We start from the raw sequence: 21,895 nt of genomic DNA on the forward strand, positions 1-21,895 counted from the left end.
CTCTTTTTTTATGCATGCCGCTCAGAAGCTACCCGGGGTGGCTCGCACTCTGTTCTTAAACCTGCTTGCCTCCCCAGCGCTTTCCGCTTAGCTACGCCATTGTTCCGGAAGCATAGCCCCGCTTCCAAAACAATGGCTAGGCTAATGCTCAAGCGCAACCCGGGGTGGCTCGCACTCTGTTGTTAATCTTCGGTTTTTTTCTTTGTTTTCTTGCCTTCCCATTCGCCGTAGCCGCCTTTGAGCCATTTCACTTCGGGGTAACCGGCCTTTTTTAAGCGTAGGGCGATGCGGATCGATAGGTTTTCACCGGTCTCATAAAGATAGATCGGCATATCTTGACGAAGTTCATTCTGCCAAGATTTGATTTGCGTATACGGGAAATTTCGCGCGCCCAAAATATGGCTCGCTTTGAAATCCTTCTTATCGCGAATATCGATCAATTGCGCCTTACGCATATCTTTTTCAAATTCAGCGGAAGTCAAGGCGCCATGGAGTCGTTTGCCGCGGATTTTGTAATAAGCCCAATTGCCGACCATCCACAAGAGGACGGCGATCAACACAATATTTAAAATAAGAAAACCCTTGTTAGAATTACTTGCCAAAAGAATCATGTATCCACCCTAATCCTTATTATTCGCGATCACCAACGACGCGGCGCCAATCACGCCAGCAACATTACCTAAAGTCGCTAGCCGTAACTTGGTGTTGTCCCGCACGTTCGGGAACGTAAATTCTTCAAAATATTTCTGAACTTGTTGTAAGAGGAAATCACCAGCAGCGCTGACCCCACCACCGATCACGATGTAAGCAGGGTTCAAGGTATTCCCAATATTCGCCACGGCCAAGCCTAAGTAAAAGCAGACCCGATCGATCACGCGCACTGCTAACGGATCATTGGCTTTAGCCAGATCGAAGACGATTTTAGCGGAGATTTCATCGCCGTCATCCAACTGCTTCTTCAACTGGGAATCACCAGCATATTCTTCCGCCATGTCGCGAGCGACCCGGACCACGCCAGTCGCGGAGGCGATCGTTTCTAAACAACCACGTTTGCCGCAAGTACACATGTAGCCTTGCGGATCAACGGTGATATGGCCGATTTCGCCAGCGGAACCAGCAACACCGTGGAGTAGTTCGTTATTGGCGATGATCCCGCCACCGATACCGGTGCCTAAGGTAATGAAGGCCACATCGGGTTGGTTGTCGCCCGCACCCTTCCAGCGTTCACCTAAAGCAGCCACATTAGCGTCGTTATCAATATAAAAAGGAATTTTGGTCGCGGCTTCAATATCGCGTTTCGGATAAACCGTCTTTTTCCAGTTCAGGTTATAGGCCCCGATCACCGTTCCTTGATCACGATCAACGCTACCAGGTGAGCCCATCCCGATGCCAGCGAAATCCGCCGCATCCATCGCGTACATTGCCAAATGGTGATTGATCGATTCAATGATATCTGGAATGATATGAGCGCCTTCATCCAAAATATTGGTTTCTTCGCTCCAACGTTGCTGGATCTCACCAGTCATGGTCATGATCGCAAATTTGATCGATGTCCCGCCAAGGTCGACCCCAATCAGTTTCTTCTCTTCCATCGTACCGTATTTCCTCCTTAAACCCTCTTAGTCAGTGTTCTGATCTCGTTTTAGCTCTTCTTCATGTTCATGACGGAGGACAATTTTGGCCCGCGCGTACAGGTGATCATCAATCAAACCGGAGCGATGCAGATTCTGCAATTCCACGCCAGTCATCTCCAGATCCCACAAACGCTTACCAAGGTAAACGTAGATCCCGAACCGTTTTAATAATTGCTCGATGTCATAATAATTACGAAGTTCTGGCTCAAAATTAGACATTATTAGCGTACCATTCCTAACCGATATAAGAAAGCACAAATTACAAAATAACCAATGATCGCGCAAATCTGCACGATTCGTCCCTGCCGCCGCCGTTGTCCCGGTAAAGGAAAAACTAGCAACAGTAAAAAACCACCAATCAAGCCACCGAAGTGACCCCAAAGATCGATACCTTGGGCAATCAAGTCAAAGACAAAGTTGAACACCGCCAACATGGCGAACTGCCGACCAGTGGCGCGCAGATAAGCGTCATCACGGAAGACGACCCCTAAGGCGATATAAACCCCGAATAAGCCAAACAACGCGGTACTGGCCCCAGCAGAAATGCTATTCATCGCGCCAAAAGCGAAACTCATCAAATTACCGGTGATTCCGCTCAACAGATAGATCACCAAGTAACGCCAATGCCCGATCATTTGTTCCACCGACCCACCAATATAATACAAGGTCGCTGAGTTAACTAGCAAATGCATCCAGCCAATGTGCACGAACATCGGCGTTAATAACCGCCACCATTCGCCCGCCTGGACACTAACGTTGATTTTGGCGCCAAACTGATATAGCACCGCCGCGGACTCACTGCCACCAGCCGCCGTTTCACCAATGAAGATCGCCACCTGAAAAGCCAGTAACAGTACCGTGACCCAATTCCCGGTAAAAAATCGTCGTCGCCGCATTAGTTTGCCTCACTTTCCACCGTGATCAGCTGGTCAAACGGCCGATCATGTTGTGATACCGGCCAATTCGCGGTGGTAAAGACCATCGGACTCAACGCCAACACCACCGTCTGACCCAAATAGTTTTGTAAAAAGCGATCGTAGTAACCGCCGCCGAAGCCGACCCGCCAATGATCGCGACTATAGGCAAGCCCAGGAACAATCAACAAGTCGGGCTGATCGTTCTGGTCCGCTGCCGCGGCCATGGGCTCCATGATTCCGAAAGCAGAGCGCACCAACTGATCGCCTCGCTGATAACGATAGAAGTGCATGCCATGAGTATCAGGCAATGTTTTCGGCAAGTAGATCACCTTTTGATCCTGCCACGCCGCCTCGATCAACGCCACCGTTGAAAACTCTATTGGTGAACTGGCCGTGACGCCAATATCGTGCGCTTGCTGGTATAAAGGACTGGCCAGAAAGCTGGCCAGGATCCGCTTTTCTTCCGTGCGTTTAACCGCCAAGGGCATTTGTTGCAACCGTTGAAGCTGTTGTTTCCGCAAACTTTTCTTGTCGATGACCCTCACCTCTCATTAAGCAAAACAAGTTTCATAAACAAGCTCTAATCAACCTGGGGTCCAGCAACCAGAGCCGAAAAAGGACGGACCGCCGCTAGAACCGACGCCGCTTGCTGTCAAGTGGCGCCAGACGCCACGCAAAAAAACAAAAGAGGCCAGAACAAAACATCTCCATGTTCTGCCCCAGCCTGTTTTCTTGTTATGCCTCGAGCTTGTCACTCATGACTGAGCTAACCGGCTACAAACAGGCACATTGACCCCTAAATGTTGATTACTTAGTTTCGCGATGCAAAGTAACTTTATGATCGCGTGGGCAATACTTTTTCAATTCCAAGCGATCAGGATTATTCCGCTTATTTTTGTTAGATAAGTATGTCCGTTCATGACATTCAGTACATTCTAAAGTGATGTTAACACGCATGTGATAACCCTCCAATCTGGTTGATCTACGTTATTCACGACTTTAACAAGTATAGCAGAAAAGATTATTCTGCGCTACATTTTTTTTGGTAAGAATCCGGATCCTTGAAAAAAATCTCAATTATTTCCTTCGATCTTGAAATAATCCTCGATCATCGCCTTCGCCAAAGCGGTATTGTATCCGCCATTGGAACTGGTGCTCAAGTTCGGAAAAACAATCGCGATGGCCAGTTTCGGCTTATCCGCCGGCGCGTAGCCGACGAAGCTCAGCGTGGTTGTTTCCGGTGGATTAGTATTGGTGGGATTAGTTGGATCATAGTAGAAGGATTGCGCCGTCCCGGTCTTTGCCGCGATAGATGGCGTCACATCTTTCAACGCGTGTGCCGTGCCCCAAGCGTTGGTCCCATGAACCACGTTGTACAAACCTTGCTTGACCAAGGCCAATTGCCCGTTCGTGACGTCAACACGATTTAGCGCCACCGGTTGATGTTGATAGGTGGTTGACTTGATCTTGCCGGCATCGGTCGTCTTTTGCACGGAGTCAACAACATAAGGTTCCATCCGATAACCACCATTGGCCACGGTCGAGATATATTGAATCATTTGGATCAAGGTATAGGCGTCGTAGTTCCCGTAACTCAAGTCGAGTACTGACCCGCTTTTCACCTGGCCGTTCACCTGGGTCGCCCCCAGATAACCGTCGATTTCTCCGGGAAGATCGATCCCAGTTTTGTAGCCAAGGCCATATTGCTGGAAATTATTGCGCATATCTTGGAAAATATTGTTATTCTTCATTTTGATGTAAGTGTGCGGCGTGTAAACCGCGTTGGCCTCGCGCATCGCCAACCACATCATGTAAATGTTTGAGGAAACTTCCAAAGCGGAAACTGCGTTCAAACTGCTAAACGTCCCCACTGGATAGACCGACTTCTTGATTGGCGTCGCGGGTAAGTAGAGCGGTGTATCGGCAATCGTATTGTTGTCAACGCTGATCACGCCTTTTTGCAACCCGCCTAAAACCATCGCCGCCTTAACCGAGGACCCCATGACAAACGTCCGATTGATCACACCCAGCGCATCATCTGTGGTTTTGCCTGTTTTCGGGTCATTCTGGATCCCGGCGATTGCCTTGATCGCGCCTGTGTTCGGATCCATCGCCACCGCATAGGCGCCGTCAGAATATTGCGTGTCCCCAGCTTTCTTCGCTGAAGCATAGATATTCGCCAGATCCGCTTCCACTTTAGTTTGATAGGCGGAATCGATCGTCAAATTCAAATCGGCGCCCTTTTGCCCAGAATAAGCGGAGACACTATTAAGAATTTGATTCGAATTGCTGACTTCAACCTCAGTCTGGGATTTCGTACCGCGCAGGACCGATTCGTACTGCTTCTCCAAATAGCTATTGCCGACGCGGTCATTGCGAGAGTAGCCCGACGCCAACATGCTATTCAAACTATCTTCAGGCAAACCTTGTTGTTCCGTGGTGACATTGCCCAGAATACTCCGGATCGAATCGCCATTGGGATATTCCCGCTGCCAATTGGTCCCCACCGCGATTCCCGGCAAATCAGATAGATGTTCACCAATCTCGGCCACCTCTGTCGCTGTCACCGCTTGATTCTTGATGAAAACAGTGGAGAGTTGATAGGCGGCCGCCATTTTCGTATAAATGATCGCCACTTGACGCTGGGCAGGCGTTAAGTCTTGCTTAACGTTCGCCTGCACATATTGACTCGCATTATGGTATAGTTTATTCTCAGCTAAGGAGTCACCGGCACTGTTGACGCGTTGGTTTTTCGGTAATTTCGTTAAAACCGACTGATAATGCGCGGTGTTAGCCAAATAGTAATCCGCTAACGCCGACGCCTGCAAAGTGGTCTCGGGCACTGTCAAGTACTGACTAAGCTTGCGAGCCACGCTGAGCATTTCTTCGCTTTTAACGTTGATGCCCTTGGTGTAGGTGATCGCGTTCTGGGCCTCATTCCCCACCAGAACGCGCCCCTTAGTATCGTAGATCATGCCCCGGGGAACATTGCCCGAGATGACGGTTTTGTCCGTCCGCTCGACTTCCGCTTCGAACTTGTCGCCGAAGACGATTTGCAAATACCCTAGTTGAGCGACTAAAATAGCTAAGAGTAGGAACGCAATAAAGAATAATAAATTGAGCCGAAACCTCAAAGAAGAAGTTTTCGGCTTTGTCTTCCGAGTTCGTTGACGACGCATCATGGATGTGCGTCCCCCTTTCCATGTACTAGCTCATTCTAACAAAAAAAGTTGGGACTGACAAAACTTCCCGGCAGATTTTCACTTTTCTTACAAAATTTGGAGGAATCGATCCATGGATGTCCGCTTGACCCGCACCACCATCAAAAAAAGACCAACCGCGCTTTGGTATTATTGGCTGAGCGCCTTGATTCCGTTCATAACGGTCATCATTTACTTCGCGATCAAAGGCGCGTTTCCCTTTGGCTCATCCTCGATCTTAACCACCGATCTTGGTCAAGAATATATTGATTTCTACGCCTATGTCCGCCGAGTCCTGCTTGGTCACCCCCACGAATTTCTCTATAGCTTCAACAATAGTCTTGGGGGCGCGATGCTGGGTACTTGGGCCTACTATTTGATCAGTCCATTCAATTTGATTCTCTTGTTGACCCCGGGCAAGTGGATCACGGTGGGCGTTTGGTTGATGACCGCCCTGAAATTAGGCGCCAGTGGTCTAACCATGTTTTACTACCTGCAAAAACGAACGCGCCCAGTTCAACCCAGCCTGGCCTTGGCCCTCAGTACCGCTTATGCGCTTTGTGGCTATAACACCGCCTATCAACTGAATATCATGTGGCTGGAGGGTGTGATGTTGCTGCCGCTGATCCTCTTGAGTCTGGAACGGCTAGTTGACCACTTACAATGGCGTGGTTATCTGGTTTGGTTGAGTTTGGCAATTCTGACGAATTATTACATTGGCTATATGCTTTGCCTGTTCAGCCTGATTTATTTCGCCTATCTCATGCTGTTACGGGCAAAATGGCGCCAACAAATTTGGCCACGGGTTTGGCGATTCGCCGGGAGTTCGATTTTGGCCGCGGGCTTGAATGCCTGGCTGTTGTGGCCAACTTGGCGAGAATTGCAAACCACCAAAGCAACCTACAACGCCGTTCATTGGGACTGGACTTGGGAATTTAGTCCGAGTGCCTTATTACCCAAGCTTAGTTTGGGCAGCTACAGCTTTGACCAAATGTCTTCCGGGCAAGCGAACATCTTCACCGGCAGTCTGGTGCTGATCTTGGCCATGTTATTCTGGACCGCCCGGGAATTCTCCGTCAAGCAACGCGCGTTGGCTGGTGGTGTGACTGTCTTCTTACTCCTCTCATTCATGCTAGAACCCTTAGATTTGCTCTGGCATGGCGGTCAATTCCCCGTTTGGTACCCTTCCCGCTTTAGTTTTATCTTTAGCGCTTGGCTGATTCTTTTGGCAGCCGAGGTTTTAACGCAGGTCAAACGGCCTCAATTTTGGCAATTTATCGTGGTTGGGGGCCTACTCAGCGCTTGGCTGATCACGTTGATCGTTATTAGAGGCGACGTCGCCTATTTGACCGACGTCAACCTTGGCCTGACTGGTTTCTTCACGATTGCAAGTTTCGCCTTGGTGCTCCTGTATTTCAATCACCGCCACCATCGCCTGCTACTGGCGGTGATGAGTTTGGTCCTGATTGGTGAAGTCCTGACCAACTACCAAGCCTCCCTAGAGCAGATTTCCTACACCAAGCAAACAGAATATTGGAACTACACCAACGTGGTGCGCCAAAGTCTAGCCAAGGCGGACCAGCAGAAACTGGCCAACCAACGGACCGGGCGAACTTTCAATCGGGACAATGATGATCCAATGCAGTTTAGCATCAATGGCGGTGACCATTTCAACTCGATGCTGAATCCGATCATTGGTCGCTTTTATGACAAAATCGGGCAGGCCGCCGGGGATAATTTCGTTAACTACAAATTCGGCACCCAGATCACTGATAATTTCTTGGGCTTTCAAACTTGGCTGACCAACAATTCGCCTGACCCCGCGCTGCTTTCACAACTCAGTGACTTGAATTCTGGTTTAACGACAACTTCCTATCGCCCTGATGTCTTCAACTATCCCAGTGTGAAGAACGACGGCTTGATCACGATCCGCAATAATCCCAACGCCTTGAACCTGTTGTTCGCCGCAGATCAGCAGCTACTGACCACCAAGTTAGGGATGAGTCAGCCTGTTCTCAATCAGGAGAAACTGGCCAGTGACGCCCTAGGTGAAAAGGATTATTTACCGCTTTACAGTCAGACCAATTTTGACAAGATCACTTTGAAAAACGTGCAACGGGATCTGCCCAATACCTCCGCGACCTACACCAAAAAAGTTGCGGCCTTGCCAGGAACGGTCACTTATAGCTTTAAGGCGATGACCAACGACTCCTATTACTTGGCTTTGGGCAGCAGCGTAGATAAAGACGCCATCAGCCTGACCGTCGACGGTGAAAATGTCCCCATTGACGAGAACTTTCGTGACACGATCATGTTGAACGTCGCGCGCCGGGACATTGGCAAGACAATCAAGATCGTGATGACGTTGAAGAAGAATTCAGTTTGGCTCCAACACCTGGAATTATATCAATTGAATCAAAAGCGCCTCGATCAGAAATTTAAGCAACTTAAACAAGGCGACGCCAAAAAAGTGACCCTGAACGGCGACCAAGTCCAAGCAACAGTGACCCTGAAAAAAGGACAAATCCTAATGACGACGATTCCAGCTAATCAAGGTTGGCAACTAACGGTTGATGGTCAGCGCCAGGCCACCACCACCGTTCTGCAAACCTTTATTGGCGCGAAATTGAGTCCCGGGACCCACCAGATCAGCCTGCGCTTTCGGCCTGACGGTTGGCGCCAAGGCTGGCTGAGCACCGGGGTCTTCATCCTGATCGCCTTGATTGTTGGGTTTTGGCCCAGCACATTGAGTAAACGACGGCGGTTCAAATGATCGCCCCAGCCAACGGAATGTTAAAAAAACTGACTCACCTAATCCGGTGGGTCAGTTTTTTGTTGGTCAATAAAGTTAGCGGCGCCTGTCAAAATTACGACGCGGTTATTCCGCAAAGAAGTATTCAGGTTCTTGCAAACTGTCATTGAACTTGATCGCCAAATCGTGATCCGCGAAGAACCACTCATCTTGTTTTTCAGTAAACAGCGTCAGTCCATCTTGTTCAAACTGATCGCGCACGTTCGCTAGCGGCGCCAGCTCAATGCCCACGGAAAAGCCATCGTGGATCGTTGTTTTACCATAGACCTTGCCAAACAAATGAATGCCTTGCCCCGCGCCGATCGTAAATTCTTCCTTGAACCAATCAATCGAGTGGTTGTCAATCGTGATCTTCATCAGTTTCCTCCAAGTTTGCTCATTTGCTTTGATTGTAGACAATTTATTTCGAAAAAGCAACCAAACTGCTGGCTTCTTTTCCTCAAAAACGGGTGCAAGACTTTCTTGCTTGCTGGGCCTGGTGATGAATACTTGGACAGTCAGAAAGTAGCTTGACCGCGGCTTGCGCTACGCGGGCATTGGTGGTGGGCAGATGTGGTGGGGCTCCAGGTCGGGCTGGGGGTGGTGGAACGCGGCGGGCGTCACTTTGAGCTTTTCGGAAACCCGCCGAAAATCTCAAAGCTGAGCCTTATTCTAAGCGGCAGAGCCGCCAAGAATAATATCGCGGCTGACTCACCCCCAGCCCGACCTTCCGCTGGCGAGCAAACAGACCACCAATGCCAGGTCGGCGAACACGTTTCAAACCAGAGTGTGGACCACGTTTCGACACCACGAGCTGAAACCGTTAATTGTCCACCCCAAAAAAGGAAAAAAAAGCGGCACGCACGTGGCAGCCGCTATTCGTCTTGCAAAAATTAACAATAAAGGGCTAAATCATTGTACCAACTTATGCTTGAACGCATAAATCGCGGCTTGGGTCCGATCCTCCACCTGAAGCTTGGCCAGAATGTTGGACACATGGGTCTTGACCGTTTTCAAGGTAATGAACAACTCATCAGCGATTTCCTTGTTGCTTTTCCCCTTGGCGATCAGCATCAGGACTTCCCGTTCCCGTGCAGTCAAGTCTTCGTATAATTGCGGTTGGTTCTTCTGGGACATTCGGTTCATCATTTTCGTGGTGACTTCCGGTTCCAAAACCGACTCACCTTTCGCAGTCGCGCGGATGGCCTGGGCGATCTCAGCGGCGGTGGAAGTTTTCAGAATATAGCTTGCGGCGCCAGCTTCGATAGCCGGATAAACTTTCTCGTCGTCAATGAAGCTTGTCAAGATGATGATCTTCGCTTGGGGCCACTGTTTCAGGATCTCCTTGGTCGCTTCGATCCCATCCATCTCTGGCATGACCACATCCATTAAAATCGCGTCGGGACGCAGGGTCAGCGCCTTCTCCAGGCCTTCGCGACCATTGACCGCCTCACCGATAACCTCAATATCCGACTGGATTGAAAGGTACGACGAGATCCCCAAACGGACCATTTCGTGATCATCAACTATCAAAACTTTAATCATGATTTTCCTCCATTACAATCGGGACCCGCACTTCCACACTGGTTCCTTCGTTTTTGAAACTGATTGTCCGGACTGAACCGCCAACGGACTCGGCGCGCTCGCGAATATTGGACAAGCCGTAACTACCCGCGTTTTCTTGTTGCGCCATATCAAAACCGACCCCATTGTCAACAACTCGGAGGAGGACATTTTGATTAACTTGCTTTAAATAAACTTGCATCTGGTCAGCATGGGCATGGCGTAATGTATTGGACAACAACTCTTGAACAATTCGAAAGAGATTATCCTCTACTCCTGATTTTAACCGAACATCGTCCATTTCCCAAGTGATTTTGATTTTTATTTTCGTTTGGAGTTCTTTCAGAAGCGAAATAATGCCGTCTTTGAGCGAACGCCCTTCCAAATTAGTCGGCCGTAGATGCAACAAAAGCGCCCGCATTTCTGACTGGGCTTCATTGATAACTTTCTCGATTCGCATAATCATTTGCTGATAATTCGGATCCAAATCAATCTGCTGGGCCGTTTCGCTTAACGCGGAAAGCATCATCATCGCCGCGAAAAGCTGTTGTGACACGGAATCATGCAATTCGCGGGCCAAGCGATGCCGTTCACCTTCGAGAATTTGTTCTCGGGTTTCACCATCAAAGCGCAAAGGTTGACTGGAAAAAGTCTGCAACTCTTGCTGCAAACTCACGATTTTCTCATTCAATTGATCATAGCTGGCGGTCAACTGATCATCCGCCGAATCATCGTGATTGACTGGGCGCACCCCCTGTCCTTGGCGATAGGTTCCTTCCATGATCTGCTCGATCTGCCGTAGCTGCCGTCGTTCTAACTGCCGCACCGACAAGTTCACGATTGCGACGATCAGGATCCCGAACAAAGCGGCGCCAATGATCACATAGGCAATGACCGGCACCGAAACGATGCGATCGGTCAACCCTTTGATCAACAGATTTAGGTCACCGGCGCGATAGGCCATTAAGCTTAGCGGCGCTAGAAAAAAGAGCAAGCTTCCCAGCGTTGTCAGGGTAAAGATCCAAATGCTCCGTTTACGAGTGGTCATACGTAGACCACCTCCAAATCACCGATCAAGCAACTGGTGACGATGCGAATCCGCCGTTCACTCTCTTGATAATCCGGAGTTTTGACCCGCAGCGTCTGATTTTTCAACTGATGGATCTGGTCGGAAAATTTAACATCACCGACGAAAACCGAGTGTTCCAAATAGACTGCGGTGCCAAAGGGAACCAGGACCCGTGTATTGCCGAAGCCTTTCTGAATGATGACCACATTCTCCCGATCGGTGGGCAAGAGTGTATTGCCCAAATCAATGATCGTATCGCCGCCCAGCTCTTTCAAGTTGATATCATGCCATTGATAGACCTGCTTGCCAATGTTTTGGTCGCCCCACCACCGATTGGTCGTCATTTGCCATTCGTGATCAAGAACCGCGCCATCCACGTCCGGATCGACCTGTGGCGCCGTATATTTCTTTTTACGCCAGAAGAAACGATCGGGCTTACCCAAGACCGTGGGAAATAGCAGCATCAGAAAGATCAAAGTCAAAAATAGCAATAGCCAAAAGGACTGGTGGCTCGCCACGCTGACAACGATGGAAATCCCAGCAATCACCTTCAAAACAGAGTTATGTTCCTTGCCTTTTTTCCGGCGACGATTCACGATCAGCGCTAAAATAATGCCGATCGTGAGGAAAACGATCGATTGTGGGGTGCTGAAGATCTGCCAACCCAACATAATCAAGGTCGCCACCAGGATCACACCCATAAAGGGCAAAAACTTGCGCATGCTTAGTCCTCTCTTCATCTTAATGCTTCAATTATAACAATTTTGGCGACTGTCGCCATCTGTCTTAAGGCTGAATATCTAGTTGAATCAGCCCCGCCGCAAGTCCTAGCGTACAAAAAAACTGAGCCAGCGATTTTGACTCAGTTTTCTGAACTGCAACTTGTGGAGAAATATCGGTAATATCGGTTTAGAGTGATTCTACCGCCGTGATTTTGACTGCGAAAGATCCGCCGGGCGTTTGAATATCAACGATCTCACCAATTTTCTTACCGATCAGTGCTCGCGCAATTGGCGAATCATTGCTGATCTTGCCGGCCATGGGATCGGATTCGGCAGAACCCACGATCGAATATGACTCCGCATCATCTTCGCCGTCTTCAATAAATGTCACCTTCTTGCCAATGGCAACTTCGTCTGGTGCAGTGTCACTAGCATCAACGACCTTGGAATAGCGTAGTTGTTCTTCTAACAAACTGATACGCGTTTCGTTGGTACTTTGTTCGTCTTTTGCTGATTCATACTCGGAATTCTCTGACAAGTCGCCAAAGCCGCGGGCAACTTTGATCCGTTCAATGATTTCTTGACGTTTAACTGTCTTTAATGTTTCCAATTCTTTTTCTATATTTGCTTTTCCCTCAGCCGTCATTGGGAATGATTTCTCGGCCATTCAAAACACCTCTGAATAATTATTTCACGAATTACTTTTGTGTACAAGACAATATGATATGTGTTTGCCCTCGCTTTGTCAATCAAAAAAACAAAAACCTGCTTGTCTTGGTTGGCGGATTGCAGTTTGCTACTAAGAAATTTGCGTGGCGCGAACGTGGATTGGGCCTGGTCGCAAAGTAGGTTGGCCGCGGCTTACGCTGCGAAATTCGGGGTGAGCTCGCTGTGGGCGTCACTTTGAGCTTCGCAAAACCCGCGAATCTCAAAGCTGAGCCTTGTCCTAGGCGGCAAAGCCGCCAAGGACAATTTCACGGCGATCTCACCCCGAATTTCTCCGCTCCAGCCGCTCAACGTTTTAACAGCCGCTTGAGCACTCACGTCGACAGGCAAGCTATCGCCAATTGATGGGAAGACACGCAAATGACGACCATGGTTAGTGGTTACAAGGCTTGTATTGGTGACACCAGGACAGTCTGCCTGACGAACTGGGGCAAGTTCTGGATGAAGCAGCTAATTCGGTCGGTATCCTACCAGGAATTGTTGACGTAACTGGTAAAGATTTCTAGTCTACGCAAGCAGTACCAACCAGCTATAATCCACATCAGTTGATGTTGCCGTACCACCAAAAAAGGGGCGATTGTTTTGACCTCTAGCTCGCAAAAGCACTTCGTCAGATTCATCGCCTTGATTGCAGATGAGCTCAGTTCTGCCTAGCAACCGGCTGGGACTGCGCGGCTCAGTGGTGAGATTATTCTTAGCGATTTATCGCTTAGAATAAGGCTCGATTTTGAGACAAGCCGTGGGTTTCGGATTGGCTCAAAACGATGCCCACCACGTTCCAGTCCGCATCAGCAGTCCCAGCCGGTTGCGCTCACGCGCAACACCCGACCACATCTGCAACCAAGCGCTAATTCAAGAATAGAAACCCAAGCGCAAAAAGCGATGGACCAGCCGTAAACTCCGGCCGGTCACATCACTTTTTCACTTACTTATTTGTTAATTTCGATTGATTGATGACCGAACGCACCTTGGTCACAAGTAAATCGATTGCCACGCTGTTCTGTCCACCTTCTGGAATAATCACATCCGCATAACGCTTGGTCGGCTCAACAAATTGGTGGTAGGTGGGCTTGACCGTTTTGATGTATTGGGCGAAAACGCTGTCGACACTCCGACCGCGCTCATGAATGTCCCGTTCGACCCGACGTAACAAGCGAATGTCATCATCGGTGTCAACGTACACTTTGATATCCATCAAATCACGAATCCGCGGATCATCCAGAATCAGGATGCCTTCAACGATAATCACATCCCGCGCCTCTTGGTGCCGCGTTTGTTCCGAGGGATTGTAGATTTCATAATCATACAAAGGCACATCAACCGGTTCCCGCCGCAGCAGCGTCTGCAAATGAGCCAGGAGTAGGTCATTATCAAAGGCCAAAGGATGGTCAAAGTTGATTTGTTGACGCTGGGCTAAGGGTAACGGTGAATATTTATAATAGGCATCTTGCTGCAACATGGCGACAGAATGACCGGCAACACTTTCGAAAATTTTCTGACTAACCGTAGTCTTGCCGCTACCAGAACCTCCGGTAACGCCAATGATAACTGGTTTTTGCAACATGGGACGCCTCACTTTAACTTTTTACGCGAATTTTTTTAACAAAACAAAACGATTACTGCGCGACACGAACTGTGATTACTGATCGAGACTGGCATTTCTAGCCAAATGCTCGTCATAGGTGACTGAGTAGTAAACTTTCCCAGTCTTCAGGTTGGCCACGAAGTACAAATAATTCTGATCACGATCGCTAGGTTCTAACACGGCTTGGATCGACTGCAAACTTGGCGAGTTGAATGGTCCCGGACCATACCCCTTGTTGATATACAAGTTATATGGCGAGTCCACAGATGTATCTTCATTTGTCAAAGATTCTTTGTGCGTATTCAAGGCATACATCACCGAAATATCCGATTGCAGCGGCATGTCGATCGCTAAACGGTTCAAAAAGACCCCCGCGATTTTCTTGCGGTCGGTTTCCTTAACCCCTTCACGTTCAACCAATGAAGCCAAGGTCAGCAACTCTTGAACGGTCATATTGTTCTTTTTGAGGGTCGCGTAATACGGCGCTAACCGGTCATTGGTCGCCTTGACCATTGCCGTGACAGTGCCCTTCAAGGTATCCCCTTGATAGATACTATAGGTCAACGGGAACAAGTAGCCTTCCAAGCGATAACGAACGTCCTTGGCCGCCATTGCGGATCCCATCAAATCGGGATATTTCTCGGCCAGATCTTGTAAATAGCTGTCATTCTTCATCAAAGCTAGAAATTGTTTCTTGGTCCATTTGGTGTTCTTGCCAATTGCCGTTCCGATTTCTTCGACAGTTACCCCTTCTTTGACCAGAACCTTTGCGATCACTTTCCGCTCCGAATGGCCCTTTTGCAACTGGGTAATGATCTGATCCAACGTCATTGATGGGCTCAGTGAATATTCTCCCGCCTGAAAATCAGTATAATTATGCGCCTTGACATAGTAACTGAACACGGCCGCACTCTTAATGACTTTTTTATTTTGAAGCTTGGCGGCAATCTGCTTATTACTGGAACCAATTGGAATCTTGATCTCAACTTTGGTTTTGTCCGCACGATTGAGCGGTTCTAGTGAAGTGTGGATATAACGATAACCCATAAACGCGATCACGATCACTAAAATCGAAATAATGCCCACGATCCAATAAGCGATCCGACTGGCTGCCCTTTTCTCAGCATTGTGGCGTGCTTTCTTCTCCTGCATCAACGCGGGACCTTCAGGCTGTGGTGACTCCTGTTTATCTTGGGAATGGTGAAAAGCCAAGGTAGATGCCCTCCTCTAAAAACATTCTTGCCCCATTATACCAAAAAGGGCGCCATCGCACCCTTTTTTTTACCAATTTTTATTAAATTAGTATTTCTCTGAAAACGAAGCAGAAAAAAGTGCTATGTTTTCCGAAAGAATTAACCTGACCTAACGAACTTGAGCGTGTAATTGTTCCGTCAAGGCCTGGGTCACCTTGGTCATTGCCTGATTGATCTCATCATCGGTCAAAGTCGCCGCCGCATTTTGGAAGTGCAGCCGATAAGCCAAGGAGCGCTTCAAATGACCGATCTTCTCGCCAGCAAAGACGTCGAAGATTTGAACATTTTGCAAATACTTACCGGCCTGCGCTGTGATCACCGCTTCCACTTCCGCGTTAGTCACCTGCTGATCCAAAATCAAGGCCAGATCACGATCGATCGCGGGATACTTAGCGGCTGGTTGCGCAACGACCGCCGGCAGACTCGCCGCCAAAATCACGCTTAAATCCAGTTGCATCACATAAGTAGCCGGCAAATTGTGTTCGTGTTGAACGTTAGGATGCACTTCACCGACAAAACCCAGGGTGGCTTCACCCAATTTGAGCCGTGCTGTCCGACCTGGATGCAGATCACTTAAGCCGGTTTCCGCTTCGTAGACGACTTGATCTTGAACTCCGAGGATCGTCAGAAGTTCCTCAACCACGCCCTTCGCGTCATAGAAATCGACTGCGCGCGGTTTGTTCAGCCAGCTAGGCTGACTTAATTCGCCGCTCCACAGCGCCGCGATCATCGGCACTTCCAAGGGCTGTGTTTCCGTGCCCTGAGGAATAAAAACATTCCCCTGTTCGAAAATTTGGACATTGTTTTGATGGCGGGCCAAATTATATTTCAAATCTAAAATCAGACCACTGATCAAATTTTCGCGCAAGTAGGCATGATCCTGGGTCATGGGCCACGCTAATTTGATTGGTGCCGGCGCGTGCGCGGCAAAGGCAGTCGCTTGTGGTTCAGTCAGCAAGGAATAGCTGATCACTTCATCCAAGCCTTGCGCCAATAAATTCCGTTTCGCAGTGCGGATCAGTTGCTGGCGGTGATTGTAGGCACCTTGGGTTTGCACCCCAGTTGGCAAAGTGCTGGGGAGTTTATCATAGCCATAAAGACGCGCGATCTCCTCGATCAAATCGGCTTCAATGCTAATGTCCCAACGACGCCGTGGTACGGTAACGAGAATTTGATTGCCTTGATCTTGATGCTTGAATTGCAGATCCGACAAGATCTGGCGCATTGCCGCCGCACTGATCTGGGTGCCAAGCACATGGTTGACTCGCTGGGGATCGACCAAGACTTCTGGTTCGGCAGGCAAGACCTGATGTCCGATCACGGTACCTTCACTGGCGGTTCCGTCGGCCAGATCACAGAGCAGTTGCACGGCGCGATCCAAGGCTTGGCCTACGTCATCTTGATTGATGCCCTTTTCAAACCGAGTCGACGCCTCACTGTGCAAATTGGTCCACTGCGCTGTTTTGCGAATAGCCGTTCCATTGAAAACAGCGGATTCAAGCAACACATTGGTCGTTTGCTCATCGATTTCGCTGTCGAGCCCGCCCATCACACCAGCCAAGGCTAACGGCTTCGTGCCATCGGTGATGACCAAATCAGTTGGTCGCAACGTCCACGCTTCGTCATCCAGGGTGGTTAGCTGCTCGTCAGCTCTAGCGGTCCGGACAACGATTTGCTTGCTAGGGATCTTATCGTAGTCGAACGCGTGGAGGGGTTGGCCGTATTCCAGCAAAACAAAATTCGTCACATCGACCACATTATTGATTGGGCGAATACCATTGTTCCACAGCCGGATTTGCAGCCACAACGGACTAGGCTTGATGGTCACATTTTGCACGACGCGCATGAGGTATTGTGGCACCAGTTCAGGGTTCTCGACGTCAACTTTGATCAGCTCGCGGGTCGGTAAACCAGTGGCGTTCAAATTAACTTCTGGAAAACGTGGTTGCTCGTGAAGCATCGCCCCAACTTCGTAAGCCGCCCCGTGCATCCCTAGGGTATCCGCACGGTTCGGGGTAATATCGAAATCGATCAGGCGATCATCCATGCCCAAGTATGGGAAAACCGGGTCACCCACGGGCTCTGGCTGCGGAAAAACATAGATTCCATTGGCAAATTCCTTAGGAACCACGCTATCGCTGAAGCCAATCTCTTGCAGACCACAAATCATTCCTTCAGAAGCTTCTCCGCGCATTTTACCGCGCTTGATCTTGACGTTTCCGGCAATCCGTGACCCCGGCAATGCAACGATCACATACTGATCAGCGGCCACATTCGGTGCGCCACAAACAATTTGGACAGGTTCGGCGGCGCCCAGATCAACTTGACACAAGGTCAAATGATCGGAATCCGGATGGGGCTTGGTACTCAAGATGTGGCCGATCACAATTTTCTTCAGGCCAGCGTCTGGCGCGATCACACTGGCGACTTCGATTCCGGTCACGGAAACCTGATCCGCTAATTTCTGCGGATCGATCCCATGTAAATCGACCATTTGGTTCAACCATTGATATGAAATTTTCATTGTTATTTAACCTCCCGCTGGAACTGATGCAAAAAGCGCAGATCATTTTGGTAGAATTCGCGAATGTCATTGACCCCATATTTCAACATGGCGAACCGGTCAGGTCCCAGTCCAAAGGCAAACCCACCAAATTCAACTGGATCAACACCGGCGCCACGCAGAACATTGGGATGAACCATCCCCGCGCCTAAAACTTCGATCCAGCCCGTGTGTTTACAAACGTTGCAGCCCTTACCACCGCAAGCAAAACAAGAAATATCGACCTCGATCGAAGGCTCCGTGAACGGGAAATAACTTGGACGCAAACGAATCTCACGTTCATCACCGAAAACATGACGGGCGACAACCTCCAACGTTCCTTTCAAATCGGCCATCGTCACATGATGATCGATCACCAATCCCTCGATCTGGTTGAATTGATGGGAATGAGTCGCGTCGTCATTATCCCGCCGAAAAACCCGGCCTGGGCTGATCATTTTCAAAGGACCCTTGCTGAAATCATGGGTCTCCAACGTGCGGGCCTGGTTAGGTGATGTGTGGGTCCGCATCAACAATTCATCCGTGATATAAAATGTATCCTGCATATCACGGGCGGGGTGATTCTTGGGGATATTCATCATCTCGAAATTATAATGATCCGTTTCCACCTCAGGGCCATCAATGACTTCATAGCCCAAACCGATGAACAAGTCTTCCAAATCATCGATCACCTGATTCAAGATGTGGGGCGTGCCAACTCGCGCCTGTCGACCTGGTAAAGTCACATCAACTGTTTCGTGGGCCAACCGTTGTGCCAGCGACTTTTGATCAAGCGCTTGTAACTGTTGATCGATTGCAGTCGCCAATTCGGTTTTGATTTTATTGGCGAACTCACCAACCTGGGGACGCTCTTCGGCGCTAAGATCCTTCATCCCCCGCAAAACTTCGGTCAACGGACCTTTTTTGCCCAATAACTTGACTCTGATCTCATTCAATTGGCGTTGATCATCAGCCGCTTGAATATCCACCAGACCTTTTGTTTTCAATGCTTCCAATTTAGCTTTCAAGCCCATGGAAATGCCTCCCTTTTCTTACAAATCATCGCTAAAATATAATGTTTTCTGCCGCTTTTCTTTCTGAAAACGTGTTCAGAGAACAACAAAAAACCTCGTCCCAATCAAGGGACGAGGCATCGCGGTACCACCCTACTTCAAACCAATCTTGACTTTGGTTTGCACTTTGTCATATCGCCGACTCGCGTGGTTTCCTAATAGCAGTTTCCAAAATTCGAAACCCATTCAAAAACCAACTCAGAAAGGAATTCAATACCCTGATCAACTAACGAATTTTCAGCAAACATCGTCTCTCTGATGTTGTCTCAAGTACCTACTTGCTCTCTTCAACGCATTTATTATAGCATTATCTTACCGTTAGATCGCCCACAAGTCAAGGGGCACGCCAACCAATGACGACATCCTGAAAACCCGTTACAATCGTGGTGACCACTTGTCAGCGCGCCTGTATGGCGGTTGCCACTTGTCAATGCGGTTTGATCGTGGTTGCCCACCATCAAAACGATTTGAATGGGGCCGCTAACGGCGCATGTTGCGCTTGGGTTCTATGCTTACTGACTGTTTACCAGAGCAGAAGGCGAATCTGCGCCTGCGTAAGGCCGATCATTCGCGAATACCGCGCCGTTGTTTTGCGCCAACTGACCGATTTCTTCGTGCTGTTGCTTTTTTAATAGGGCGTTGTTAGCCTGTCAGGTCGAGTTGGTCGTTATTAAGGCACTAAAAAACTGAACGCCGCGAAGATAACTTCTTGACGTTCAGTTCGCCTATTTCAAAGTAAGAAATCGTCTAAATTTCCCACTGATCCGCCCAAGCATGGACCGCATCCATCACTGGCAAAAGTGCGCGCCCTTTTTCGGTTAGCGCGTAGCTAACTTGATGTCCTTCGGATTCGGAATGGCGGTCAATAATACCGGCGCTTTCCAGCTCCTTCAAGCGTTCAACCAGAACTCGATCGGAACATTTGGCGATTGCCTTGGCCAGATCCTTGAAGCGTAATTCATTATTCTCGCAAAGAACGCTAATGATCAAGCCATTCCATTTCTTACCGAGAAATTCAAAAGTTTTTTCAAAACGTGGACAAATTTGACAAGGTTCATCTTCAACCACGTTCGTTGCGAAAAGATGAGTTGTTGTCATGGTATCTCCTCCATAATCTTTGGTCATACTATACAAGTGAACGAATAAAGCTTAACGGTTTTTGTAAACGGTGCTTGGCGATTGCCCGCCAAGGCTTGGCAACTTCTTCGACGGCCACATAATCATCCACCAGAGAAACCACCCAACTCTCACGATATCTCGGCACTGCTAGGGTCGCGCCAAACATATGCTTGATGATGATATCTTTCTCTTTAGCTGAAAGTTCGGTCAAGCGCTCGGCGTTACGCAACGCGATTCGCGGGTGAATATAGGCATGTGTGCCACTATCAAATTTAGTCGTCCGCCAATCATAATAAAATAAATCGTGCAACAAGCCAGCGCGCGCGGCCGCGCGATAATCCAATCGTTGCCGCTTGCAGATCAAGTAGCTCATATACGAAACGCGCAAACTATGATCCAAGCGATTGGTATAGTGATGCTGGGTAAATTCTGCCAGCTTCTGCACTTGTGGTGTCCCTAATAAATCCTCAATCAACGCAACATATTCTTGGTCATCGCGCCAAGAAGCTAAATCTGTCATGCAAACGCTCCCTCATCAACACAATTGGGCCAACTTCAATTGGGAACATTGTACCAACTTTTCCCCGAAAAATAAACTTTTCTGACTTACCTTAACTTAGTCTTTAACTTGTAGCTGCAATTGATACATTAAAATAGCCGCCGCGATCGCTACATTAAGCGATTCCGCTTGGCCAAATATCGGCAAATACAAATTATCATCCATTTGCGCCGCTAACTCCGGCCGCAAGCCGTGCGCTTCGTTGCCCATCACCAAGCAATAACGCTCGCTGTCCAATTGACAGCGCCGAACATCGGTCGCCTGTTCATCGACCAACGTGCCTAAAAGCTGATAGCCATCCGCCTGTTTAGCGGCCAACCATTGCCCAAGGTCCGTTGTCGTCACGATTGGTAAATGAAACTCGCTGCCTTGCATGGAACGAATCGTTTTGCTATTCCAAGGATCGATCGAGCCCTCGCCAAACACCACGCCAGCAAATCCGGCCGCGTCGGCGGTGCGCACCATCGTCCCGGCATTACCAGGATCCTGAACATGATCAAGCGCAAGCCAAGGCAGCGCGGTCGCTGTGGTTTCCGCGCTATTTTCCAGCGGCATTTTGACGACTGCGAAATAACCATCCGTGGTTGTCGTGGACCGTAACGCTTCAGCGACACGCTGGCTGATTGTAAACTGCTCGATCGCGCTATCCGTTGGCCGCAACGCCAATTCCGCCTGGATCGTCGGCCAATGTTCCGCCACAGCCAAAATCACCGTCACGGTCGCTGTCGGGGCATGGAGCGCTTCTTTGAGCGAGTGCCAACCCTCCAACAAAAAGCTGCCGGTTTGTTCGCGATATTTTTTTTGTTGGAGCTTGCGGATCGTTTTAATTCGGTCATTTTTGGGTGAATCGATCACTTGCATCTGCGTCATTCCTTTTTTTGAAGTCCTAACTGCCATTCTACCACGCCTGCGACTGCGGCGCTGGGTTTTCCGCTGATTAAGGTCAACTCGCCGGTGTGCGCTTGTCGATATGTTTGGCGGACTTGGGTTGGAATAGCTTATGCGGTTGGTTATAAAGCAAAGTAGATTGGCCGCAGCTTGCGCTGCGCGTGGCGTTGGTGGCGGGCAAGTGTAGTAGGGCTCCAGGTCGGGCTGGGGGTGGTGGAACGCGGCGGGCACGATTTTGAGCTTTTCGGAAGTGC

21 protein-coding genes and 1 other annotated feature are annotated in these 21,895 nt (G+C 49.1%); of the genes, 1 reads left to right on the top strand and 20 read right to left on the bottom strand.

The window, feature by feature from the left end:
• Window positions 1-182 precede the first annotated feature (182 nt).
• From ACYVSB_RS07430 to ACYVSB_RS07460, 7 genes are all read right to left on the bottom strand, one after another.
• The gene (locus ACYVSB_RS07430) at window positions 183-611 is read right to left on the bottom strand and encodes a rhodanese-like domain-containing protein (protein ID WP_461218963.1); all 429 of its coding nucleotides are present in this window, start codon (window positions 609-611) and stop codon (window positions 183-185) included.
• Window positions 612-620: 9 nt separating this feature from the next.
• Window positions 621-1,592, bottom strand: coding sequence for an ROK family glucokinase (locus tag ACYVSB_RS07435; protein ID WP_461218964.1), 972 nt, complete (start codon window positions 1,590-1,592; stop codon window positions 621-623).
• Window positions 1,593-1,619: 27 nt separating this feature from the next.
• On the bottom strand, window positions 1,620-1,853 hold the full coding sequence (locus ACYVSB_RS07440) for a YqgQ family protein (protein WP_461218965.1): 234 nt from the start codon (window positions 1,851-1,853) through the stop codon (window positions 1,620-1,622).
• 2 nt (window positions 1,854-1,855) lie between these two features.
• On the bottom strand, window positions 1,856-2,530 hold the full coding sequence (locus ACYVSB_RS07445; protein ID WP_461218966.1) for a rhomboid family intramembrane serine protease: 675 nt from the start codon (window positions 2,528-2,530) through the stop codon (window positions 1,856-1,858).
• The gene (locus ACYVSB_RS07450) at window positions 2,530-3,072 is read right to left on the bottom strand and encodes a 5-formyltetrahydrofolate cyclo-ligase (RefSeq protein ID WP_461218967.1); all 543 of its coding nucleotides are present in this window, start codon (window positions 3,070-3,072) and stop codon (window positions 2,530-2,532) included. The genes ACYVSB_RS07445 and ACYVSB_RS07450 overlap by 1 nt, the downstream gene beginning before the upstream one ends.
• Before the next feature lie 286 nt (window positions 3,073-3,358).
• The gene (rpmG, locus tag ACYVSB_RS07455; protein ID WP_125601090.1) at window positions 3,359-3,508 is read right to left on the bottom strand and encodes a 50S ribosomal protein L33; all 150 of its coding nucleotides are present in this window, start codon (window positions 3,506-3,508) and stop codon (window positions 3,359-3,361) included.
• Window positions 3,509-3,624: 116 nt separating this feature from the next.
• A complete protein-coding gene (locus ACYVSB_RS07460) occupies window positions 3,625-5,730 on the bottom strand; it encodes a peptidoglycan D,D-transpeptidase FtsI family protein (RefSeq protein WP_461218968.1) in 2,106 nt (701 codons plus the stop codon).
• 115 nt (window positions 5,731-5,845) lie between these two features.
• Here ACYVSB_RS07460 and ACYVSB_RS07465 point away from each other — a divergent pair, with 115 nt between their 5' ends.
• A complete protein-coding gene (locus ACYVSB_RS07465) occupies window positions 5,846-8,524 on the top strand; it encodes a YfhO family protein (RefSeq protein WP_461218969.1) in 2,679 nt (892 codons plus the stop codon).
• 105 nt (window positions 8,525-8,629) lie between these two features.
• On the opposite strand, the gene ACYVSB_RS07470 is transcribed toward ACYVSB_RS07465, so the two are convergent.
• The 13 genes from ACYVSB_RS07470 to ACYVSB_RS07530 form a co-directional block, all read right to left on the bottom strand.
• Complete coding sequence (locus ACYVSB_RS07470; protein ID WP_125601082.1) at window positions 8,630-8,920, bottom strand: HesB/YadR/YfhF family protein; 291 nt, start codon at window positions 8,918-8,920, stop codon at window positions 8,630-8,632.
• Window positions 8,921-9,454: 534 nt separating this feature from the next.
• Window positions 9,455-10,087: a response regulator transcription factor gene (locus tag ACYVSB_RS07475; protein WP_461218970.1), complete on the bottom strand. Its 633-nt coding sequence runs from the start codon at window positions 10,085-10,087 to the stop codon at window positions 9,455-9,457.
• Entirely contained in the window at window positions 10,080-11,153 is a 1,074-nt protein-coding gene (locus ACYVSB_RS07480) for a sensor histidine kinase (protein WP_461218971.1), read from the bottom strand. Before ACYVSB_RS07480 ends, ACYVSB_RS07475 begins: the two co-directional genes overlap by 8 nt.
• On the bottom strand, window positions 11,150-11,896 hold the full coding sequence (liaF, locus tag ACYVSB_RS07485) for a cell wall-active antibiotics response protein LiaF (protein ID WP_461218972.1): 747 nt from the start codon (window positions 11,894-11,896) through the stop codon (window positions 11,150-11,152). Before liaF ends, ACYVSB_RS07480 begins: the two co-directional genes overlap by 4 nt.
• Window positions 11,897-12,083: 187 nt before the next feature.
• Window positions 12,084-12,563, bottom strand: a complete 480-nt coding sequence (greA, locus tag ACYVSB_RS07490; protein WP_461218973.1) for a transcription elongation factor GreA — start codon at window positions 12,561-12,563, stop codon at window positions 12,084-12,086.
• A gap of 194 nt (window positions 12,564-12,757) precedes the next feature.
• Window positions 12,758-12,982, bottom strand: a complete 225-nt coding sequence (locus ACYVSB_RS07495; protein WP_461218974.1) for a hypothetical protein — start codon at window positions 12,980-12,982, stop codon at window positions 12,758-12,760.
• A gap of 565 nt (window positions 12,983-13,547) precedes the next feature.
• Window positions 13,548-14,183 carry a uridine kinase gene (udk, locus tag ACYVSB_RS07500; RefSeq protein WP_461218975.1) on the bottom strand — a complete coding sequence of 212 codons (636 nt, stop codon included), beginning with the start codon at window positions 14,181-14,183 and terminating at the stop codon, window positions 13,548-13,550.
• Between the two features lie 78 nt (window positions 14,184-14,261).
• Window positions 14,262-15,359, bottom strand: coding sequence for an endolytic transglycosylase MltG (mltG, locus tag ACYVSB_RS07505; protein WP_461219063.1), 1,098 nt, complete (start codon window positions 15,357-15,359; stop codon window positions 14,262-14,264).
• Between the two features lie 210 nt (window positions 15,360-15,569).
• A complete protein-coding gene (gene pheT / locus ACYVSB_RS07510) occupies window positions 15,570-17,984 on the bottom strand; it encodes a phenylalanine--tRNA ligase subunit beta (protein ID WP_461218976.1) in 2,415 nt (804 codons plus the stop codon).
• Between the two features lie 2 nt (window positions 17,985-17,986).
• Window positions 17,987-19,036, bottom strand: coding sequence for a phenylalanine--tRNA ligase subunit alpha (pheS, locus tag ACYVSB_RS07515; RefSeq protein WP_461218977.1), 1,050 nt, complete (start codon window positions 19,034-19,036; stop codon window positions 17,987-17,989).
• 104 nt (window positions 19,037-19,140) lie between these two features.
• Window positions 19,141-19,375 (bottom strand) — a binding site (T-box leader).
• A 447-nt stretch (window positions 19,376-19,822) separates the two neighbouring features.
• Complete coding sequence (locus tag ACYVSB_RS07520) at window positions 19,823-20,173, bottom strand: winged helix-turn-helix transcriptional regulator (RefSeq protein WP_125601055.1); 351 nt, start codon at window positions 20,171-20,173, stop codon at window positions 19,823-19,825.
• Between the two features lie 28 nt (window positions 20,174-20,201).
• Window positions 20,202-20,714: an HD domain-containing protein gene (locus ACYVSB_RS07525; protein WP_461218978.1), complete on the bottom strand. Its 513-nt coding sequence runs from the start codon at window positions 20,712-20,714 to the stop codon at window positions 20,202-20,204.
• 96 nt (window positions 20,715-20,810) lie between these two features.
• Window positions 20,811-21,650 carry a TrmH family RNA methyltransferase gene (locus ACYVSB_RS07530; RefSeq protein ID WP_461218979.1) on the bottom strand — a complete coding sequence of 280 codons (840 nt, stop codon included), beginning with the start codon at window positions 21,648-21,650 and terminating at the stop codon, window positions 20,811-20,813.
• Window positions 21,651-21,895: the final 245 nt, after the last annotated feature.

The organism is Lapidilactobacillus salsurivasis (assembly GCF_054785215.1).

Excerpts from the sequence above, each read along its gene's own strand:
- greA (WP_461218973.1), bottom strand. The coding sequence starts at position 12,563 with ATGGCCGAGAAATCATTCCCAATGACGGCTGAGGGAAAAGCAAATATA.
- ACYVSB_RS07430 (WP_461218963.1), bottom strand. The coding sequence starts at position 611 with ATGATTCTTTTGGCAAGTAATTCTAACAAGGGTTTTCTTATTTTAAAT.
- mltG (WP_461219063.1), bottom strand. The coding sequence starts at position 15,359 with ATGCAGGAGAAGAAAGCACGCCACAATGCTGAGAAAAGGGCAGCCAGT.
- pheS (WP_461218977.1), bottom strand. The coding sequence starts at position 19,036 with ATGGGCTTGAAAGCTAAATTGGAAGCATTGAAAACAAAAGGTCTGGTG.
- ACYVSB_RS07530 (WP_461218979.1), bottom strand. The coding sequence starts at position 21,650 with ATGGCAGTTAGGACTTCAAAAAAAGGAATGACGCAGATGCAAGTGATC.
- ACYVSB_RS07465 (WP_461218969.1), top strand. The coding sequence starts at position 5,846 with ATGGATGTCCGCTTGACCCGCACCACCATCAAAAAAAGACCAACCGCG.
- pheT (WP_461218976.1), bottom strand. The coding sequence starts at position 17,984 with ATGAAAATTTCATATCAATGGTTGAACCAAATGGTCGATTTACATGGG.
- ACYVSB_RS07445 (WP_461218966.1), bottom strand. The coding sequence starts at position 2,530 with ATGCGGCGACGACGATTTTTTACCGGGAATTGGGTCACGGTACTGTTA.
- ACYVSB_RS07470 (WP_125601082.1), bottom strand. The coding sequence starts at position 8,920 with ATGAAGATCACGATTGACAACCACTCGATTGATTGGTTCAAGGAAGAA.
- ACYVSB_RS07520 (WP_125601055.1), bottom strand. The coding sequence starts at position 20,173 with ATGACAACAACTCATCTTTTCGCAACGAACGTGGTTGAAGATGAACCT.
- ACYVSB_RS07460 (WP_461218968.1), bottom strand. The coding sequence starts at position 5,730 with ATGCGTCGTCAACGAACTCGGAAGACAAAGCCGAAAACTTCTTCTTTG.
- rpmG (WP_125601090.1), bottom strand. The coding sequence starts at position 3,508 with ATGCGTGTTAACATCACTTTAGAATGTACTGAATGTCATGAACGGACA.
- ACYVSB_RS07525 (WP_461218978.1), bottom strand. The coding sequence starts at position 20,714 with ATGACAGATTTAGCTTCTTGGCGCGATGACCAAGAATATGTTGCGTTG.
- ACYVSB_RS07435 (WP_461218964.1), bottom strand. The coding sequence starts at position 1,592 with ATGGAAGAGAAGAAACTGATTGGGGTCGACCTTGGCGGGACATCGATC.
- ACYVSB_RS07475 (WP_461218970.1), bottom strand. The coding sequence starts at position 10,087 with ATGATTAAAGTTTTGATAGTTGATGATCACGAAATGGTCCGTTTGGGG.
- ACYVSB_RS07440 (WP_461218965.1), bottom strand. The coding sequence starts at position 1,853 with ATGTCTAATTTTGAGCCAGAACTTCGTAATTATTATGACATCGAGCAA.
- liaF (WP_461218972.1), bottom strand. The coding sequence starts at position 11,896 with ATGCGCAAGTTTTTGCCCTTTATGGGTGTGATCCTGGTGGCGACCTTG.
- ACYVSB_RS07480 (WP_461218971.1), bottom strand. The coding sequence starts at position 11,153 with ATGACCACTCGTAAACGGAGCATTTGGATCTTTACCCTGACAACGCTG.